The sequence below is a fragment of the Dactylosporangium sp. NPDC048998 genome (assembly GCF_043197855.1).
In the GTDB taxonomy this organism is placed as follows: domain Bacteria; phylum Actinomycetota; class Actinomycetes; order Mycobacteriales; family Micromonosporaceae; genus Dactylosporangium.
Window position 1 is genome coordinate 1 of the sequence record NZ_JBICTV010000046.1, and the last position, 16,799, is coordinate 16,799.

Annotated in this window: 22 protein-coding genes and 1 pseudogene; 14 read left to right on the plus strand and 9 right to left on the minus strand. The window is 68.1% G+C overall.

From position 1 onward, the window contains the following. Positions 1–772 (plus strand): annotated as a pseudogene (locus ACGFI8_RS43735) (hypothetical protein); the annotation flags it as partial. 134 nt (positions 773–906) lie between these two features. On the opposite strand, the gene ACGFI8_RS43740 reads toward ACGFI8_RS43735, so the two are convergent. Continuing rightward, positions 907–1,710 carry a class I SAM-dependent methyltransferase gene (locus tag ACGFI8_RS43740; RefSeq protein ID WP_392813928.1) on the minus strand — a complete coding sequence of 268 codons (804 nt, stop codon included), beginning with the start codon at positions 1,708–1,710 and terminating at the stop codon, positions 907–909. Between the two features lie 315 nt (positions 1,711–2,025). Here ACGFI8_RS43740 and ACGFI8_RS43745 point away from each other — a divergent pair, with 315 nt between their 5' ends. Further along, a complete protein-coding gene (locus tag ACGFI8_RS43745) occupies positions 2,026–2,394 on the plus strand; it encodes a hypothetical protein (RefSeq protein ID WP_392813931.1) in 369 nt (122 codons plus the stop codon). Positions 2,395–2,425: 31 nt separating this feature from the next. Here the strand turns inward: ACGFI8_RS43745 and ACGFI8_RS43750 are convergent, their stop codons facing one another. Then, the gene (locus tag ACGFI8_RS43750; protein ID WP_392813934.1) at positions 2,426–2,722 is read right to left on the minus strand and encodes a hypothetical protein; all 297 of its coding nucleotides are present in this window, start codon (positions 2,720–2,722) and stop codon (positions 2,426–2,428) included. A 270-nt stretch (positions 2,723–2,992) separates the two neighbouring features. After that, positions 2,993–3,298, minus strand: coding sequence for a hypothetical protein (locus ACGFI8_RS43755; protein WP_392813935.1), 306 nt, complete (start codon positions 3,296–3,298; stop codon positions 2,993–2,995). A 74-nt stretch (positions 3,299–3,372) separates the two neighbouring features. Between ACGFI8_RS43755 and ACGFI8_RS43760 the strand changes: the two genes are divergently transcribed. From ACGFI8_RS43760 to ACGFI8_RS43770, 3 genes are all read left to right on the plus strand, one after another. Beyond that, positions 3,373–3,849 carry a hypothetical protein gene (locus ACGFI8_RS43760; protein WP_392813938.1) on the plus strand — a complete coding sequence of 159 codons (477 nt, stop codon included), beginning with the start codon at positions 3,373–3,375 and terminating at the stop codon, positions 3,847–3,849. Positions 3,850–3,952: 103 nt separating this feature from the next. After that, positions 3,953–4,282 carry a hypothetical protein gene (locus tag ACGFI8_RS43765; protein ID WP_392813940.1) on the plus strand — a complete coding sequence of 110 codons (330 nt, stop codon included), beginning with the start codon at positions 3,953–3,955 and terminating at the stop codon, positions 4,280–4,282. Between the two features lie 84 nt (positions 4,283–4,366). Then, on the plus strand, positions 4,367–4,771 hold the full coding sequence (locus ACGFI8_RS43770) for an NUDIX domain-containing protein (protein WP_259858240.1): 405 nt from the start codon (positions 4,367–4,369) through the stop codon (positions 4,769–4,771). Between the two features lie 118 nt (positions 4,772–4,889). On the opposite strand, the gene ACGFI8_RS43775 is transcribed toward ACGFI8_RS43770, so the two are convergent. The 3 genes from ACGFI8_RS43775 to ACGFI8_RS43785 all read right to left on the minus strand — a co-directional run bounded on the left by ACGFI8_RS43775 (position 4,890) and on the right by ACGFI8_RS43785 (position 6,571). Next, entirely contained in the window at positions 4,890–5,393 is a 504-nt protein-coding gene (locus ACGFI8_RS43775) for a hypothetical protein (protein WP_392813943.1), read from the minus strand. An 85-nt stretch (positions 5,394–5,478) separates the two neighbouring features. Then, entirely contained in the window at positions 5,479–6,024 is a 546-nt protein-coding gene (locus ACGFI8_RS43780) for a hypothetical protein (protein WP_392813945.1), read from the minus strand. Between the two features lie 208 nt (positions 6,025–6,232). Then, on the minus strand, positions 6,233–6,571 hold the full coding sequence (locus ACGFI8_RS43785) for a rhodanese-like domain-containing protein (RefSeq protein WP_392813948.1): 339 nt from the start codon (positions 6,569–6,571) through the stop codon (positions 6,233–6,235). Positions 6,572–6,664: 93 nt separating this feature from the next. Here ACGFI8_RS43785 and ACGFI8_RS43790 point away from each other — a divergent pair, with 93 nt between their 5' ends. After that, positions 6,665–7,246, plus strand: a complete 582-nt coding sequence (locus tag ACGFI8_RS43790; RefSeq protein WP_392814061.1) for a TetR/AcrR family transcriptional regulator — start codon at positions 6,665–6,667, stop codon at positions 7,244–7,246. A 33-nt stretch (positions 7,247–7,279) separates the two neighbouring features. Beyond that, a complete protein-coding gene (locus tag ACGFI8_RS43795) occupies positions 7,280–8,239 on the plus strand; it encodes an alpha-amylase family glycosyl hydrolase (RefSeq protein ID WP_392813951.1) in 960 nt (319 codons plus the stop codon). A 578-nt stretch (positions 8,240–8,817) separates the two neighbouring features. On the opposite strand, the gene ACGFI8_RS43800 is transcribed toward ACGFI8_RS43795, so the two are convergent. Continuing rightward, positions 8,818–9,312, minus strand: coding sequence for a DUF1772 domain-containing protein (locus tag ACGFI8_RS43800; protein WP_392813954.1), 495 nt, complete (start codon positions 9,310–9,312; stop codon positions 8,818–8,820). A 193-nt stretch (positions 9,313–9,505) separates the two neighbouring features. On the opposite strand from ACGFI8_RS43800, the gene ACGFI8_RS43805 reads away from it, so the two are divergent. Then, positions 9,506–9,694, plus strand: a complete 189-nt coding sequence (locus ACGFI8_RS43805; RefSeq protein WP_392813957.1) for a hypothetical protein — start codon at positions 9,506–9,508, stop codon at positions 9,692–9,694. Continuing rightward, positions 9,687–10,253 carry a hypothetical protein gene (locus ACGFI8_RS43810; RefSeq protein ID WP_392813960.1) on the plus strand — a complete coding sequence of 189 codons (567 nt, stop codon included), beginning with the start codon at positions 9,687–9,689 and terminating at the stop codon, positions 10,251–10,253. Before ACGFI8_RS43805 ends, ACGFI8_RS43810 begins: the two co-directional genes overlap by 8 nt. Before the next feature lie 574 nt (positions 10,254–10,827). Here ACGFI8_RS43810 and ACGFI8_RS43815 read toward each other — a convergent pair. Beyond that, entirely contained in the window at positions 10,828–11,571 is a 744-nt protein-coding gene (locus ACGFI8_RS43815; protein WP_392813962.1) for an SDR family oxidoreductase, read from the minus strand. 333 nt (positions 11,572–11,904) lie between these two features. Here ACGFI8_RS43815 and ACGFI8_RS43820 point away from each other — a divergent pair, with 333 nt between their 5' ends. From ACGFI8_RS43820 to ACGFI8_RS43830, 3 genes are read left to right on the plus strand one after another with little or no spacing between them, the layout of a single operon-like run. Continuing rightward, positions 11,905–12,597, plus strand: a complete 693-nt coding sequence (locus tag ACGFI8_RS43820) for a hypothetical protein (protein ID WP_392813965.1) — start codon at positions 11,905–11,907, stop codon at positions 12,595–12,597. Further along, on the plus strand, positions 12,497–12,784 hold the full coding sequence (locus tag ACGFI8_RS43825; RefSeq protein WP_392814063.1) for a hypothetical protein: 288 nt from the start codon (positions 12,497–12,499) through the stop codon (positions 12,782–12,784). Before ACGFI8_RS43820 ends, ACGFI8_RS43825 begins: the two co-directional genes overlap by 101 nt. Continuing rightward, a complete protein-coding gene (locus tag ACGFI8_RS43830; protein WP_392813968.1) occupies positions 12,781–14,406 on the plus strand; it encodes an amidase in 1,626 nt (541 codons plus the stop codon). The genes ACGFI8_RS43825 and ACGFI8_RS43830 overlap by 4 nt, the downstream gene beginning before the upstream one ends. Positions 14,407–14,709: 303 nt before the next feature. Here ACGFI8_RS43830 and ACGFI8_RS43835 read toward each other — a convergent pair whose 3' ends face one another. Continuing rightward, entirely contained in the window at positions 14,710–14,991 is a 282-nt protein-coding gene (locus ACGFI8_RS43835) for a MerR family DNA-binding transcriptional regulator (RefSeq protein ID WP_392813970.1), read from the minus strand. A 398-nt stretch (positions 14,992–15,389) separates the two neighbouring features. Here ACGFI8_RS43835 and ACGFI8_RS43840 point away from each other — a divergent pair, with 398 nt between their 5' ends. Both ACGFI8_RS43840 and ACGFI8_RS43845 read left to right on the plus strand, forming a co-directional pair. Beyond that, the gene (locus tag ACGFI8_RS43840; RefSeq protein WP_392813973.1) at positions 15,390–15,641 is read left to right on the plus strand and encodes a hypothetical protein; all 252 of its coding nucleotides are present in this window, start codon (positions 15,390–15,392) and stop codon (positions 15,639–15,641) included. Positions 15,642–15,666: 25 nt separating this feature from the next. After that, on the plus strand, positions 15,667–16,551 hold the full coding sequence (locus tag ACGFI8_RS43845; protein WP_392813975.1) for a S41 family peptidase: 885 nt from the start codon (positions 15,667–15,669) through the stop codon (positions 16,549–16,551). Positions 16,552–16,799: the final 248 nt, after the last annotated feature.

The window sequence follows — 16,799 nt, forward strand, 5'->3', positions numbered from 1 at the left end:
CGGGGTTGCCGCCGAGATCGCGATCGGCATCTCGGTCGACGAGATCCACCGCGCCCGCGACGCCGACGTCGCCTACATGCGCAACGTCTTCCCGCTGCTGGAGCTCGGCTGGCGGCGCAGCGACCGCGTCGCCTACCTCGAGCGGCACGGGCTGTCCGGGATCGGCAAGTCGTCCTGCCTGGGGTGCCTTATTTGGAATCTGGCGTGCCTACCGTTCTCGACCATGATCGAGATTCCTTGGGACAAGTTTCCCCTGGTGGACGGGCATGAACATGCCCACCGATGGCTGCAGTTCTACGCCAACATCGGCCGAGCACCGAACACCATCATCGCGTACGGGCGCGCCGTAGATGACGTCCGCACCATCCAGGTCCTCATCGACCGCGAGTCCATCCTCACCGGCACGGCCGCCGGCGGCGAGCAGCCCTGGAAGTACTACGACCTTGGCGACGGCTACTGCAGCTACGACTTCTTCGCCAAGTGCCCACACCGGCTCGCCTGCGCCAAGTGCTCCTTCTACCTGCCCAAACAGTCCAACGCCGGCCAACTCCTGGCCGTCAAAGACGGGATCGATCAAATGCTCGAGCAACTCGACCTCACCGACGACGAACGCGCCGCACTCGAAGGCGACCGAGAGGCCCTGACCGCCCTCGCCAACCGACTCGCCGACGTCGCAACTCCATCCGGCCCGACACCGAACGAACTCGGCAACGGCGCGGCCTTCATTCCGCTCACCGCCCTGCGCGCCAGCCTCCGGGAGGGCCCTCCGTGACGGGAGCGCTGCCCACAGAATCTCGGACGCCCCGTGCGGCCGACCTGCACGGGGCGCCATTGTTGCCCTTCAATCAGCTCCCCAGCGGGGGCACGGGCGCTCTGCTGAAACCAACCGCCACTGATCGAAGCGATTCACCGGACTCGTTGGGCGATCCTCAGCTCAGTCAGGTAGCGCTTGACAATTTGACCCCCGTAGTCCACGTCGATCAGCCGCGCGATGGAGTTCAGCAGTGCGCTCCGCTGCACGTCCGGCAAGGCACGGTGTCCGGAGTAGGTCAACAGCAGATCCAGGTAGTCAGCTGTCGAGTACGGCAGCTCCCACTCGTATCGGTAGAACTTCGCAGGCCCGAATCGCCCCGACGAGGTGAGCTCCCGATCGTCTTCGACGATGTCACGAGCAGTCTCAAGACGCAGGCCCGGTGGGGTCGACGGATCGAAGCGCTCGTAGCACTTCTGGATCTCAACGAAGAATGCCTCGGTCCAGGTGCCGCCAGCGATGTGGTGGGTTCCCACGGTGGCCAGCAGGCCACCGAGACGCAAAGCGTCAGCAGACTTCGACACCCGCACCGCGGGGTCGATCCAGTGAAACGCGGTAGCGGAGAACACCACGTCGAACGGTTCACCGGGCAAGGGCCACTCCTCGAACGCCGCCGTAACGACCTCCACCGCGTCGAACGCGGCAAGATTTCGCCGAGCCACAGCCGCCATGTCCGTGCCCAACTCGACAGCCACGATGCGGTAGCCCCGCTCGGCCAACGGCACGGTCGCCTGCCCAGTGCCACAGCCGATCTCCAGCACCCTTGCCCCAGGCGCTACCCCGGCCGCAGCGAGATCATCAAACATCTGCACTGGGTATCGAGGGCGGGCACGGTCATACCGGGCAGCGTCCTCATTGAAGGTCGCTCGCAACCTCACGTAGTCATTGCTATCGCTCACCAACAGAGAGTACGAGCGCAGCTCCTACGGCAGGCACCCAATTCTCGATGCCAGGCACGGCAGGGTCCAGCCGCTCGCCCGCCTGCCGATCGTTACCGGAAATTCGCAATAGCGTGCCCGTACCACGACGACGGTTTCTGGGCCCGACTGAAGGCCGCCAGCCCGGCCGAGTGGGCCGACGCGGTCGCCTTCGATCGGGCGATCCGGCACGGGTCGGCGCGGGCCACCGCTGGCGGGCACCCGCTGGCGGGCAGTTCTTCCTGCACCGCCAGCGGGTTCCCCTCGACCAGGTCGTCCTGCGGCCCAGGCCGGTGGATGAGGCTGACGGTGACGCGCCGGGGTGCGGGCCGCAAGCTGGCCGGCTCCCTTTACGCCAACGAGCTCGACGGCCTGCGCGGCCCGGTGGATCCGAAGAGTCTGGCCGCTTGGCGTGCCCAGGTCGCGGCGGGAAGGAAACCTGAAAATCATCCGGTCTTCTTCCGCGACCGCAAACATCGCCGCCTTGCGACGTTGCTGCGGGCCGACGTCACCAACCTGACTTTTTATGACCTGGCCGAACTGAGCCTCGCCGTCCTCGACCATTTGGCCGACTACGCGACCGCGTACCCGCCAGTACGACAGCAAGACGGCGCGCCGGCCGAGCAGCCAGCCGTGCCAATCCGTAGCGAGCGACCTGCGGCTTGAGCGTGCGCCGAAACAGGTGGGGCTCGAAGGGCTAAAGCAGATCGAACAAGGTCTCGATTCGAGCAGACAGGATGGGATCGATGTCGCCGTCCACTCGAACGCTGACCTCGCTGCCGCCGACGGCCCTGGCCAACGAGACGGTCAAGTACCGAGTTCCCGCAAGGGGGTACGAGAACCAGGCGTCGGCCGACTCGTCGTCGGTCTGCTCAAGGGCGCCCGTCAGCGCGGCTTCGTCGAGTTCGTCATACTGGTATCCGATGTAGTAACTGAGTTGCGCCAGAAACCGGATCAGGTTGTCCTCGTATACCCAGCCGTTGATCGAGGTCACAGCTCAGTATGACCCGACCGCTGATCATGACTACGCCCGTCGGAGCGCGGCTCCTCCATGTCTTGTCGCGGCGGAGTCGGCGGAAGTAGTAGCCGGTGTGGACTACCGTTGTTGGCGACTTGAACGACGGCCGCGCCAGCGCCACTGTCTGTGACTGCCGCCGTGCGTGCATCGCGGCACGTGCGTGCACCCGATCAAGCGAGCGCTCTCCCGCCATCGGCAACCTGAGCGTGCATCCTGGTCGTTACGAGGACGGTGCTCGCGGCTGGTTCAGGGCGATGAGTCCGGGTCGATGAGCGCCTTCGGCGAGTCATGGATGGCGTTGAGAAGGTCGTCCCACAGATCTTCCGCGGCAGCGCGAACGGCTGGGTCGAGGTTGCGGTGCACGATCCACTTGGCATCGGCCAGCTCTGTGCCGGTCGCGTCGGCGACAGCTTTGATCACGGCGATCGGCGGGCCGCCACGCAGCAGCAGGTGCCGCGCCACCTGGTCCGGGCTCGCCCCACCAGCCACCATCGGCCGTGCTGCCTCGGTCAGTCGCCGTATCAGGGCTTCAAGCTCTGCGACATCGGGCACGACGGAAGCTTATCGCCGACTCGGACGCCCAGCGGCCCTCTACATGCATGGCCCCGTGGCGCGCGGAAGGCGGCATGAGCGGAAGCCGCGTTGTGATCTTTTGGCAGGATGATTTCGTGGTGCGGCGGCAGATCAGAACGCGGGCTGAACGCATGCTCGGCTACGCGCGTGTGCTTGAGGCGCGGAACCCGGCCACCTCCGCGGATCGGCTTCGTGCCCTCGCCGACGACGATGTCCGTCCGGTCCGCGTCTGGGTGGCTCGCAACTTCCATACGCCCCGCGATGCACTGGAACGACTCGCCCAGGACCGGGACGAGGCAGTCCGGGGGTGCGCCTCGTACGCCCTTACTCTTCCCGAGATTGCGCTGCGCTGGCGTGCCAACGGAGGGCAAGTGCCTGCGGCCGCACAGTCCAACGGCTTCCTGCACGACATGGTCCATCATCCGAGCGTCCCAGAAGATCTCCGCGCCGAACTGCTCGCGGCCGGCCATTGTCAGCAGCGGTGCCCGCGCCGACGCAACGTCATCACGAAGGCGATCGACACGCCATGAACCACTGTCGCGACGAGCACCTCGCGGCGTGAGCACCGCGATTGGTCGTCCCGCCCAGGCACCTGCCGTCGGAACACACCGGAGCGGCTGCGAGACTGCTGGTGTGGGTCACTTTCTGGGACCGGCCCGACTCGAGTGGTGGGCCAACGACTCCACCTGCCTTGCCGCCTACGACGTCACGGTTGCGCTCGAACCTGCCACGGCGGAGCGCACCACGATCGGCACCGGCCGCGTCCATCTCGACACCGAGGCCGACGTCGAGGCGTTTGCCTGGCTGTGCGATCTGGATCCCCTGTTTCTGCTTTGCCTTCCCGATGAGCAGGAAATAACGGTCGTCCTCGAGCTGGCCTCCGACCAACAGAACTTTTCGATCTCCTACTACAACGGGCCACCCGAACGCGAGATCACGGCAACGTTCACGCCCAAGCCGTAACCCGCGACGGTTTGAGGGTGCCTTCGAGCGCATCGCGGCAGTTGCGGACGTTCTTGGTCGGATGGTCATGCCATAATCCCGCCCATGCACGAGGTCGTTGTCGCGGCGCTGGTTCGCGAAGGTCGAGTCCTACTCGTCCATCGAAGTCCGAACCGCCGCGCCTACCCAGGCGTGTGGGATCTGCCCGGCGGACACATCGAGACAGGCGAGACAGAGCTGGCTGCGCTCACCAGGGAGATGCACGAGGAACTGGGCGTGCGGATAGCAACAGGCTCCGCGATCCATCTGTGTCGGCTGGACGCAGGCCGCGAAGGCGAACCCGTACGCCTCAGCGCCTGGCTTGTCGGCGAGTGGGAGGGGACACCGACAAACGTCGCTCCCGATGAACATGACGAGATCCGTTGGTTCCGGCCTGAGGAGTTGCCTCCGGTCGCCCACGAACTCGTAGGCACGGCGATAGTGGAAGCGATGCGGGGTGCCCGCGCCTGAACTTCAACGCGCTGTCATCGGCACGAGCGTGTACCCCACGCCGCGGTTCGGCTCAACCGACTCGCGGCCACGGAGCGTAACGACGTTCGCGTCTACCGCCGCGCGGCATGAGAGCGCACTACGAGAAGACCCTCCGGGGTCGCTCTTGGCCGACTCTGGTCCACTGGCGCCCAGCAGCGTCGATGAAATCCAGGGAAAGCTGTACATCCAGCAGCTCAATCGAGTTGCCGGTCGGCCGCCATGTAACCTCGCCCGCGTTCCATATCTCGTCCCATTGATCGTTGGGGCCGAGCATGGCCCGCATGCGGGGATTCGCGCTGCCAGGCGCCTCCCCACTGCGGACCGCCGTCATGCGAACATCCGTGATAGGCATGCTGCTGTAGTTCATGCAGGTGCACTTCAAGACGGTCATCTGCCCCGCCTGAACCGACTCCGACTCCACGCGAAGAGCGATCATCCGCGCCTGCGCGGCCTCAGTGTCCTGGCGTTCAAGTCGATTAGTCCGCACCTCGTGGCGGTAGAGCATCAGGGTGACAATCGTGGCGAAAGCCGAAAATAGGGCTCCGACGACGGAACCCCAGCCTTGCATGACTTCGGTCGCGGTCGACGCTACGGAATTCACGGTCGGATGGTAAGCAAGTTTGTCAAAGCAAGCCACCCGCGACGTCGGCAGGCATGAGCGACTTGAACTGGACCTCCACAACCAATCAGGGCGCCACTGGAATGCCACTCAAACCCTGACGTGACACTCGCTGCGCGCGGTTCGCGGCATGTCGAACTGGCACCAGACACCTCGACGCAGCCCTGTCCGGCGCACTCACTCGTGGAACACCCCGCAGACGCCCTGTCATCGGCACGACCGGATGCCGCTTGACTCGATGGCGGCGACGGTCCGTAGCGCTCAACTTGCGGCAGATCAGGGTGGCGGCGAGCAGTTCGGGGCGCGCCAATAGGCCGTCAGCCCAAGAGAGATCGGACAGGCGCGTACGGCGATGCGGTCGGCAGACGCCAAGCGCGTCCAGAGCCGCAATCGCCGGCGCACCATAGCCCTTGTTCTGGGCAAAACCATAGCCGGGGTGCAGCGCGTCCAAGCGAACCATCTCAGCATCACGGGCAACCTTCGCCAGGATGGCGGCAGCCATGATCGCTTCCTCTGTTCTGTCGCCGCCAGGCACCGCTCTCACCCGACCCTGCCAGACAGGGACGCGGCAATAGCCCGCCTGCTGCCCAGAACAGACGGCCGGGCGTGCCATCGCCGCCGGGAAGAGACACCGGATCCCGATGACCTCGTCCTCGCTACCACGCTCATGGCCGATGACAGGACGTCTGCGGACATCGGCGGAGTGCGGGTCCGCGTTGGTCAGCTGCGGATCTTGAGCTGGCTCAGAGGCTGTCGATGGCGTACCAGTCGGGCGGGAAGGCCGGGGACGGGACCGGGCCTTCCCGCACAGCTGGGGTAGGTCAGCCGGTGAGTTGGCCAGATTCGGTGGGTAGACCGGCCGCCGCCCAGTCCTCGATGCCCTCGCGGTACTTGCGTACGTTGGTGTAGCCGAGGGCGGTGAGCTTGTCGGCCACTCGTTGACTGTTCGGGCAGGCCGGGTTGGAGCAGTAGGTCACGATCGGGGCGGCCCGGTCCGGCAGGAGCGTGCTGGCGCGGTCTGCGACGTCGTCCTCGACGAGCGGGATGGCGCCTGGCAGGTGCTGCTTGGCGTAGTAGTCGCCGCCGAGTGCGTCAACTACGGTGACGACGCCGGCCTCGATCTCGGCATGCAGCTGTTCGCGGGTGATAAGGGTGGTCATGGCACCTCCAGGAGATCGGACTATAGTCCGGTTGTGTCCCAAGACATTACCGGACCGCGGTCCGTTTCTGCGAGTCCGGCGGACGAGCTGCTGATGTTGCGCACCTCACCCCCCACCGAGCGGGCCGACGCGGCCCGCAACCGGGCCATCGTGCTGGACGCGGCGGCTGCGCTCTTCCGCCAACACGGCGTCGATGCAGTGTCCATGGACGCGATCGCCGCCGCCGCGGGAGTCGGCAAGGGCACACTGTTTCGCCGGTTCGGGGACAAAGCGGGACTGGCCGTCGCGCTGCTTGACGAACAGGAGCGCACCCTGCAGGAGGCGATCCTGTTCGGCTCGGCGCCGCTGGGACCGGGTAAGCCCGATGATGACCCGACCCCGCGTGAACGGCTCCGGGCGTTCGTGGCCGCCTATCTCGACTACCTGCTGGCCCACCTGCCACTGGTACGAATGTCGGAGACCGCTTCCCCTGGTGCGCGCTACCGGATCGGTGCATACCGGTTCTGGCACCGTCACGTCTCACTGCTGCTGTCCGGTCGCGACGATCCGCAGGCCGACGCACACACCGTTCTCGCCGCGCTCGCCGCCGAACACGTCCACGCTGTGGCTGCCGAACTGGGCCACACCCGGGTGCGCCGCGCCATGCTGGACCTCGTCGACGCTCTGACCGCCTGAATCTGCCGCATTGGACATTGGGCGTTCCAGGACGTGGTCGCGCGCGGCGCCGACTCGCCATACGTCAACTGGTTCTACGTCGAGGACCTGCCGGTCGTCGTCGACCCAGAACGGTTCGACTACGCCACCTGCGGCGGGGCCTACTACCTGCCCAAGTGGAACGTCCACAACCCCGAGGTACGGGCCCACCTGTTCGACGTCACCCGGCGATGGACCGCGGAGGGCATCGACGGCTGGCGACTCGACGTGCCGTACTTCATGAACCAGCACTTCTGGCGGCGCTTCCGCGAACTCGCCAAGGGCATCGACGACGACCTGTACATCGTCGCCGAGTACTGGCAGGTGGCAACCGACTGGGTCCGCGGTGACACCGCCGACGGGGCTATGAACTACCCGCTGCGCGATCTCATCCTCGGCCTGGTGGCAGACCGCAAACTCACCCCCGCGCAGTTCGCCGACGGCGTGCGTGACCTGTGGACCGCACTCCCGCCGGCCGCCGTGCCCGGCATGCTCAACCTACTCGGCAGCCACGACACCGAGCGCCTACTCACCCGGTGCGGCGGCGACACGCGCCGCGTGCGCAAGGCGCAGGCCCTGCCCATCACCTCCCCCGGCGTACCGATGCTGTACTACGGCGACGAGGTCGGCATGGCCGGCCAGAACGACCCCGGTTGCCGGGGCTGCATGCCCTGGGACCCGCAGGCGTGGAACAACTCAATCCTCGAAACCACCCGCGAACTGCTCACACTGCGCCGCGCCCAGCCCGAACTGCTCAGCGGAGCCGACGAGATCGTCCACGCCAGCGACGGCCTACTGGTCCGCCGGCGCGGCACCGGACCGGCCAGCGTCATCGTCGCCGTGAACGTCAGCGACCAGGCACGCCCGTTGCCACCACTGAAGCCAGGGCTGCAGGTGCTCTTCGGCGACGGCGCCGGGACCGCACCGGCAGCGCTGGACGGCGGAGGCGTGCTCATCCTTGGCCGGCGCACCTGACGCTACGCGCTTGGCGGCTCCCGGCTCCATTTCGCACGTCGTACCCACGTTGACCTGCCCCGGCCTCACCTGACGCCCGATGCGCCACTGCCCTTGCCGAAAGCGCGCCCAACCGGCCGTCGGCGCGCAGCCGCGCGACGAAATACCTCCGGCTCGGCACAGCCGGGCCTGGGCGTTTTGGCGCTCGCCCGGGCGCGGTGGGGCGAGCTGGACGCCGCCCGAGCATCGCACCGAGGCGTTGCGCCGCGCCTAACGGAGGCGACCCGGACGAAGTCGATCTGTGACGAGACCACTTCGTAGCGGAGGCTCCGCGTCTCGGTCGGCCGGCCGCTGCCCGACCACCACGACCCGTGTTCGAGGACTACCTGCCGCTCGTCGTCGCGGCCGCGGGACCTGCCGCTCGCCGCAGAGTGTGTCGGCGAGGGTGTGGACGGCGTCGATGAACACTGGGCCGTCGTGTGACTCACGGAACCAGGCGGCGGTCCACGCCGTAGCACCGGCGGGCGGCATCGGCGGGGATGCCGAGCAGTCCAGCGGCGTGCGGCGGACTCGGCCGCAACTGGGCGTCCGGCATCAGTCTACGAACGGCGCATGACCGTCAATGCGCGCGCCAGGCAGGCGACCGCGGCCGTCGACGCCACCGTGCGGGCGCTGTTCGCCCTGTTCCACCGACGCTCAAACCCTTGCCGCGCCGACCTCGGATCACCCTCACGGGCGAGCCGCGCGTTGAGCGGCAGGTTGACCGCCGACGTGACCGCCACCGCCGCACCGTAACAGGCCAGCGCCCCGGCCGCCCACCGCGCCGCCCGCCGGTGGCCGGCGCGCCGCAGCAGGACCGCCGCGGCTCCCGGCGCAACGAGCGCACCGACGTACGCGACACCGAACACCGGATTCTCGATGGCGCGGTTGATGCGGCGCATGGTCGTGACGAAGTCGTGGTCGTCGGCCTCGGCCAGCGCCGGCATCACGGCGACGTCGAACACGCCGAAGAGGCCGGCCATCAACCCCGTCGCGCCCACGGCGACCCCGAGCGCGGCGCTGGCCGTCGAGTCAGAAGCATGCGGTACTGCCATGTCCTCAAGTCAACCCAACCGGCGCCCGAGACTGCCATAGCTGAGAGCCTCAACCGCATGTCCGTGCGTCTGCGATGGCGCCCCGAGGTCCATCACGGAGCTGTGACGATCGCCGAGGTGTACGCCGAGTTCGCTGCTCGTGAGGCGCATGGTGTAGCGGACGCTGATCCGGTCCGCGACCTCCGGCCGGCACATGGTCGGCACCCGCGGCGCACTCGCCATCCCCGCCGCGGCGCGCCAGCTGTGTGCGATCGCCACCGGCGAACCGGTAGTCCTGGTCGCCGACCTCGGCTGCGGCGTCCTGACGATCCACCCGGCACGGACGGTGGCACGGATGCTCGCCGAGCTGCACACCCGTCGAGCAGGTGGCGGTCATGGCTGACCCGGACCGGCTCGCCACCACCTGGTCGCTGCTCGCCGACCTCGGCGTCACCCTCGCCGACCTACAACACGACGCACAACCAGCAAGGCCGACGTTTGGCGAGTACCTCCCGCGCGTGGTCGCCGCCGCCGGTCCGGCCGCCCGGCGCGCCTATGGCAGCTACTGGCAGCGAATGGCCACAGCCTGGCACGACCGGCCGATCGATACGATCGCCGCCAGCGACATCCAGGCCCTGCGGCAGCAGGTCACCGCCGGCGCTCAGTCCCGGCGCAACAGCCGCAACGGCCGGCACGCCGGCGAACTGCTCGTCGCCGCCGCCCGCGCCTACTACAACCGGGCCATCGCTGACGGCCTCATCGACCTCACCGACAGCCCTGCCCACCGAGTGAGCAAGCCTCGGCGGCTGCCCAGCACCCGACGAGCACTGACACCGGACGAGCTCACCGAGATCAACCTCGTCGCACGGACCACCGGCAACGACGCCATCATCGACGCTCTCCTGCTCCGCCTGCACACCGAGACCGCCGCCCGGCGCGGCGGCGCACCAACCTCCGCCTGAAGGATCTCGACACCGACCGCGGCCTGCTCCTGCTGCGCGAGAAAGGCGGCACCGTCCGATGGCAGCCGATCAGCCTCCACCTGGCCCCCGTCTCGCCGACCACGCCCGTTTCCGCGGCGCGGCCCTGCCCACCCCCAGCCTCCTGCGATACCGCAACGGCCAACCGCTGACCAACCGCCGCTACGACCACCTCTGGCACCGCATCGGCCAGCACCTGCCGTGGGTCGCCGCCCACGGCATCACCACCCATTGGCTCCGTCACACGACATTGACCTGGGTGGAGCGGAACTTCGGATACGGCGTCGCCCGAGCCTATGCCGGACACACCGACACCACCGGGCCAACCCCACCCACTCGCAGCACCCACTGGCGGACACACGAGTGGTCACCCGCTCGCTTGAACACCGGCATCCGGCACCTCGGAACGAGGACGAGTTCAACGCGTCCATCGATCCCCCAACGCAACAGCGCCCCTCCGGGGGTACGCCCGGAGGGCGCGCGTACCCCCGGGCCGGACGGCGCGTGTCCCCAGCCGGGCGGATACCCGGTGGCCGGAAGGCGGCCCCGACGGCCCTCAGAGTTGGCGGGTCGGGCCGATCCAAATGCTGTTGACCGACGCGCGCCGGGGCCGGGTGACGACGAACTCGACCGTGTCGGCGATGTCGTCGGCGTGCAGCAGCTCGAAGTCGACGGCGAGGACCGCGTCCTGGATCGGCTGGCTGTTGTGGCTGAACAACTCCGTGTCGACCCCGCCCGGTGCGATGCCGTGGACTCGGACGTTCCGCGGCGCGAATTCTTGCCGGAGCGACTCGGTGAACCCGTTGAGGCCGAACTTCGTCAGGGCGTAGACGCCGTTGATGGCATAGGCCTGGTGGCCGGCGCTGGAGCTGATGTTGATCAGGTCGGCGACCCGCCGCGGCTCCTGTTCGGCGGCGGCGAGCAGGTGTGGCGTGGCCGCCCGGGTGACGTACAACTGGCCCAGGACGTTGATCTGCACCATCCGGTCCCACTGGTCGGGGTCGCCTGCTTCGACGGTGCCGAGCAGCATGAGGCCGGCGTTGTTCACCAGGATGTCGAGGCGTCCGTGGGCGTCGATGACGGCTTGGACGGCGTGCTCGGCCTGAGCTCGATCGGTGAGGTCGGCCTCGATCGCCAGCGCGGCGCCGCCCTCGGCGACGAGGTCGTCGAGGCGGTCCTTGCGGCGTGCCACCGCCGCAACGGTCGCGCCGAGCGCGGTGAGTCGCCGTGCCGTCGCCGCACCTATGCCGCTGCTCGCGCCCGTGACCAGGGCGACCGTCCCATCCAGTCGTTCCGCCATGCGTCCGCTCCACCCGCCGGTTCGTCACGTCAGTTCGCCGACCATCCGCATGGCGCTGTGCCAGCACCGCGTCGCAATCGCAACCCGGGACGCTCAAGCGGTCCGGCCGGTCGGAGCACAGCGCTGCCACGCGAATGTGTGATCCCCGCCATACGATAGACGCACCTCGCGCCGTGGAAAAGAGCAGTTTCCATGCCTACCGGCCGTGAATGTTCAGCGCGTGGCTTTCGTTGCAGGGCACGGATGTATCCGTAGCCGCTTGCCCGTGTCGAACCCGATGTGGAGCGCGCGAGCCGGAGGGCGGCCCGCGTTCCGGTCCGGTAAGGAGCACGCATGTTCAGGCGCGTCACAGCGTTTGTCACGGGGCTCGCGCTGTTGGTCACCGCGATGGTGGTCGTGAAATTGCCGTCGGCTTCGGCGGTGGCCCTGCCGGAGGTCGCGGCGCTCTCCGCCGCCCCGGCACCGCTGTCGACCGACGTCCACATCTTCTACTACCCGTGGTACGGCAACCCCGCGGGACAGGGCAGGTACCTGCACTGGGACCAGGGCGGTCATGTTCCACCCCAGTTCCTCGGCGCGGATCTCTACCCGACCCTCGGCGCGTACGACTCGGGCGATTCCGCGACGATCCACCAGCAGATGGCCTGGATCGGGCGGGCCGGTGCCGGGGTCATCGTCTACAGCTGGTGGGGCCAGGGCTCACAGCCGGACACCCTGGCGGCCCGTGTCCTCGATTCGGCCGGCCGCCACGGCATCAAAGTCGCCTGGCACCTCGAGCCGTACGGTGGGCGGACCGACGCGTCGACCGTCGCCGACATCAACTACATCAACTCCCGCTACGGCTCGAGCCCGGCGTTCTACCGGGACGCGGCGCACGGCAACCGAGGGGTGGGCCGCCATCGCCGACTACTGCCGGGCGAACGGGCTGGTCTGGGCACCGTCCGTGGGCCCGGGGTACATCGACGACCGGGCATCGCCGGGCAACACCACACCGACCCTGGGCCGCGACAACGGCGCCACCTATGACCGGCAAAGGACCAACGCCCTCGCCACCAAGCCGACGTGGGTCTCCATCACCTCGTTCAACGAATGGCACGAGGGCTCGGCCAAGACGGAGTTCGAGTGCTCTCATTTAACGAATTTGTCGGCCGGCGGCAATAGGCGATCCCCTGGTTGCTTATCGACAGCCATCACGTTATGTCTTTCCTCATGAAGCGACTCACCCGAGCCTCCGCCTCCGCCTTGCTGGCCGCCGCCCTTGCGTTGGTGGGAACGGCCATACCGGCCCCTGCCGAGGCATCAACCCCACCGATCGCCGCCCCTGTCCTCAATGGCGTGGACCTGGACAAGGCGACAGTGCTGTCCCTGCAGGAGGACATGAACGCGCTCCGGCTCAGTTCGGTTGCGCTGACCGCCTTCTACGTCGCCCGCATCCGCACGCTCAACCCGACCTTGCACGCCGTGTTGGAAGTCAATCCGAACGCCCTCGTCGAGGCAATCGCGAGCGATGCGCACCGCCTGCGCTACGGATCGCGGGGTCCATTGGACGGAATCCCGGTACTGCTCAAGGACAACGTCGATACTGCGGACTCGGAGCACACCACCGCGGGCTCATTTGCCCTGCTGCGTGACAGGCCGTCCCGCGATGCGACGCTGGTACAGCGGCTGAGGGCGGCCGGCGCCGTGATCCTGGGCAAGGCGAACATGTCGGAGTGGGCTAACTTCCGATCGATTCACTCCTCCAGCGGCTGGAGTGCCCGCGGCGGCCAGACCAACAACCCATACGTTCTCGACCGCAACCCGTGCGGATCCAGCAGCGGATCGGCGGTTGCCGTCGCCGCCAATCTCACCACCGTCGCGATCGGGACGGAGACCTTCGGCTCGCTGATGTGCCCGGGCAGTGTCAACGGCGATGTAGCCATCAAGCCGACGGTCGGCCTGGTGAGCCGGGCAGGGCTGATTCCTATCTCGGCACAGCAGGACACCGCCGGGCCGGTGACGCGCAACGCCACCGACGCCGCCGCCGTGCTGTCGGTCATCCAGAGCGTCGACTCACGGGACCCGGCAACCTTGCCCGCCGCGCCGTACGTGGGCCGCAACTATGTGTCCGCGCTCAGTCCCACCGCCCTCCAGGGCAAGCGGATCGGAGTCTGGCGCGGTGGTGGCCACAACCCTGACGCCGACGTTGTACTCGCGGCGACGATCGCCCGGCTGCGGTCGCTAGGAGCGACCGTCGTCGACAACGTGGACCTCAGCGGCGTCGACGCCGCCTTCCAAGCACAGCCCTTCGCGCTGATTTTCGAGTTCAAACACGAGATCAACGCCTACCTGGCAAACACACCGGGGCAGCATCCCGCCGACCTGGCCGGCCTGATCGACTTCAACAACCAACACGCCGACACCGAGATGCCGTACTTCCAGCAGGAGATCTTCGAGGTCTCCCAGTCGACCAGCGGCGACCTGACCGATCCCTCATACGTACAGGCGAGGACGACCGCCACGACGGCTGCCCGTACCGCCATCGACACCGCACTGGCAGACAATCACCTCGACGCCCTTCTGGCGCCGACCACCGGCCCGGCCTGGTTGACCACCCTGCAGACCGGCGACAATCCAACCAATCCAACCTCAGGCGCAGGACCGGCCGCGATCGCCGGTTACCCGGATGTGACGGTGCCGGCCGGCTTCGACCACACCAACACGCTACCCATCGGCATCAACTTCTTCGCCGGCCCGTTCAGCGAACCCACGCTCATCTCCATGGCCTACGCGTACGAACAGGCGACGCATGCGCGAAGGGCTCCGCTCTTCCTGTCTACCCTGCCCACCCTGTGATGGTGTCCGGCGCAGAACACGCGGACGCGACCAGTACTGACGGGATCCGTCCGGACGGCTCGCCGCTGGAAGATTGACGCACCAAGGAACTCCAGATCCTCCGGACCTTCTTCGAATCCGCCGGCTCAGGGGGAGGCGCACTCCTCCTGGCCGCCGCGGCCGGAGACCGTCCTCCTGGACGCCGCCGCCGGCGAAGCCGTCGACCTGGACATGGGCGTGCTACCTGCCGCGGGAGCGGAATTCAAGCTCGACGCTGGCGGTGCCGGCCTGCACCAACTCCTCCGGTCGGCGACGACGACCAGGTCATCGAGCGGGTCCGCACGTTTGCCCCCGACGGCGTCGCCCGGCGTCGTACACCCGATACCCAGCCGGAGTCCGCGCTGGCGGCGGCAACAAACCCGCCCGCTCGTAATAGCGGACAGTGTTCGGATTGACATCGACCGTCGCAGCCAGCTCGGAGACACGCAGCCCACCCGCCGGCGCCCTCGTGGTACTCACACAGCAACCGTAAACGTTGGACCACACTCCAAGGTCAAGCCCGAAACCTACGCCAGACGCTGCGATTCCCCGCTGCACATCAAGCACCGGACACCTGTCACAGGAGAGGCCACTTTGCCGTCAGTGAGGTCCTCGGCCAGGTCCCGCTGCCACTGTCGCGACGAAACGGGTCCCTGAAAGTCGGCCGTGGACACCCGCCCGTAAACGCGAACCGCAACCCGCCGACCGCATCGGGCCGCCGCCGACGCGGGCGCCCTGCCGGGCGTGCCTGGCTCATCCAGTGGATCAGCAGATCGAGGCCGTCATGTTCCGAGAGAGTGGGCACCGAGCGCTCCGATCGCCGCCGAGGACAACCGCCATAACCCATTGAGGCCCCGCCGTGGTACGGCGTGACGCACCACCTGTGCGATGTGGCCGGTGATCCATGACTACGGATCTTGGGCGGGCACGGTGGTGACGGTCAGGACGAAGAATCCCGTGTACAAGTGCCGGACCGGGCGCTGACGCGGCGGCGCGGCTGGTCGCCCGGCACCCGGCTGCACATGCGGGAACGCTCCGGGCTGCTGATCGTCACCGCGGACACCGACGGTGTCCTCACGATCGACGGCCAGGGACACGTTGTGCCAGCCAAGGTCCGGCACTCATGCCGGCTGCTCGTCGGCCAGGTGCTGCGCTGGCCGCCGATCCTGTCCGCCGCCGTCATCGCCGTCACCGGCGTGACCGCGCTGGCAGGCTGACCTCCGCGGGTACGCTCGAGGCATCGTGAAGGTCACCGGCGCATTGGAGCGGCTGGCGCGACGAAGGGTCCGGCGATACCTTCTGCACGCCCTGGGGATCATCGAGGGCAGCGCGCTGTACCGCACGGACCTGGACTGGCCCGCGGTCCGCGCGGACGCCATCGCCCGGTGCGCCGGAGCCGTCGCATACGCCGACACCCACGAGACGATCGCCGCCGTGCTGCGACACGCCGGCGGCCCGCACAGCGGACTCCGCCCGCCCCGCACCGTCCACACCGGCCGTACCCCCGAACTGCCCAGCGGTGGGCTCGTCGACGGCGTCGGCCATCTCCGGCTGCACGGCTGCGGCGGCGACCACCGCGGCTATCGCGACACCGGCGGCCGCATCATCCGGGAACTGGCTGCGACGAGACCAACCCCACCGGCGGGCTGGATCGTCGACTTGCGCGGCAACCAAGGCGGCAACATGTGGCCGATGCTCGCCGTCGTCGCACCGCTGCTCCCCGACGGCGTCCTCGGCCACTTCGTGCCACCGGGCGGACCGGTCCAGACCTGGACCCTCCGGAAGGGCCGGATCCTGCTCGCCGGCCGGAAACTGGCCCGCTCCACCGGCCCACGAACGCCCGGTCCGGTCGCGGTCCTCACCGACACCGCCACCGCGAGCTCCGCCGAGGCGGTCGCGGTGGCGTTCCGCGGCCGGCCGGGCGTGCGCACCTTCGGCACGCCGACAGCCGGAATGACCAGCGCCAACGAGTCCCACCTCCTGCGCGACGGCACCCGGATGCATCTCACGGTCGCGTACTTCGCCGACCGCCATCGCACCGTCTACCGCGGCCCCCTCCAGCCCGACGACCCCGGCGGCACCGACCCGCTCGCGGCGGCCGCAGACTGGATCCGCCGGGCGGAGTGAGGAGAAAGGCTCTGCGCTACGCCGCGCTGATCAGATCAGGCTGAGGGGTTGTGTCAGTACGCCCAGCTGGCGGGGTCGTCGAGCAACTCGCCGTGCAGGCTCGGCATCGCGTCGAAGGCGGCCGAAGTTGCGCTTGCCGATAAGCCCGTCCGTGCAGCTCAGACGGCGTACTCGTACTCGTACAAAGATGCCGCCGAGGCGGTCGCGTCGGCGAACACGTATGCGATTGATCTCGTCGGGATCGGCGA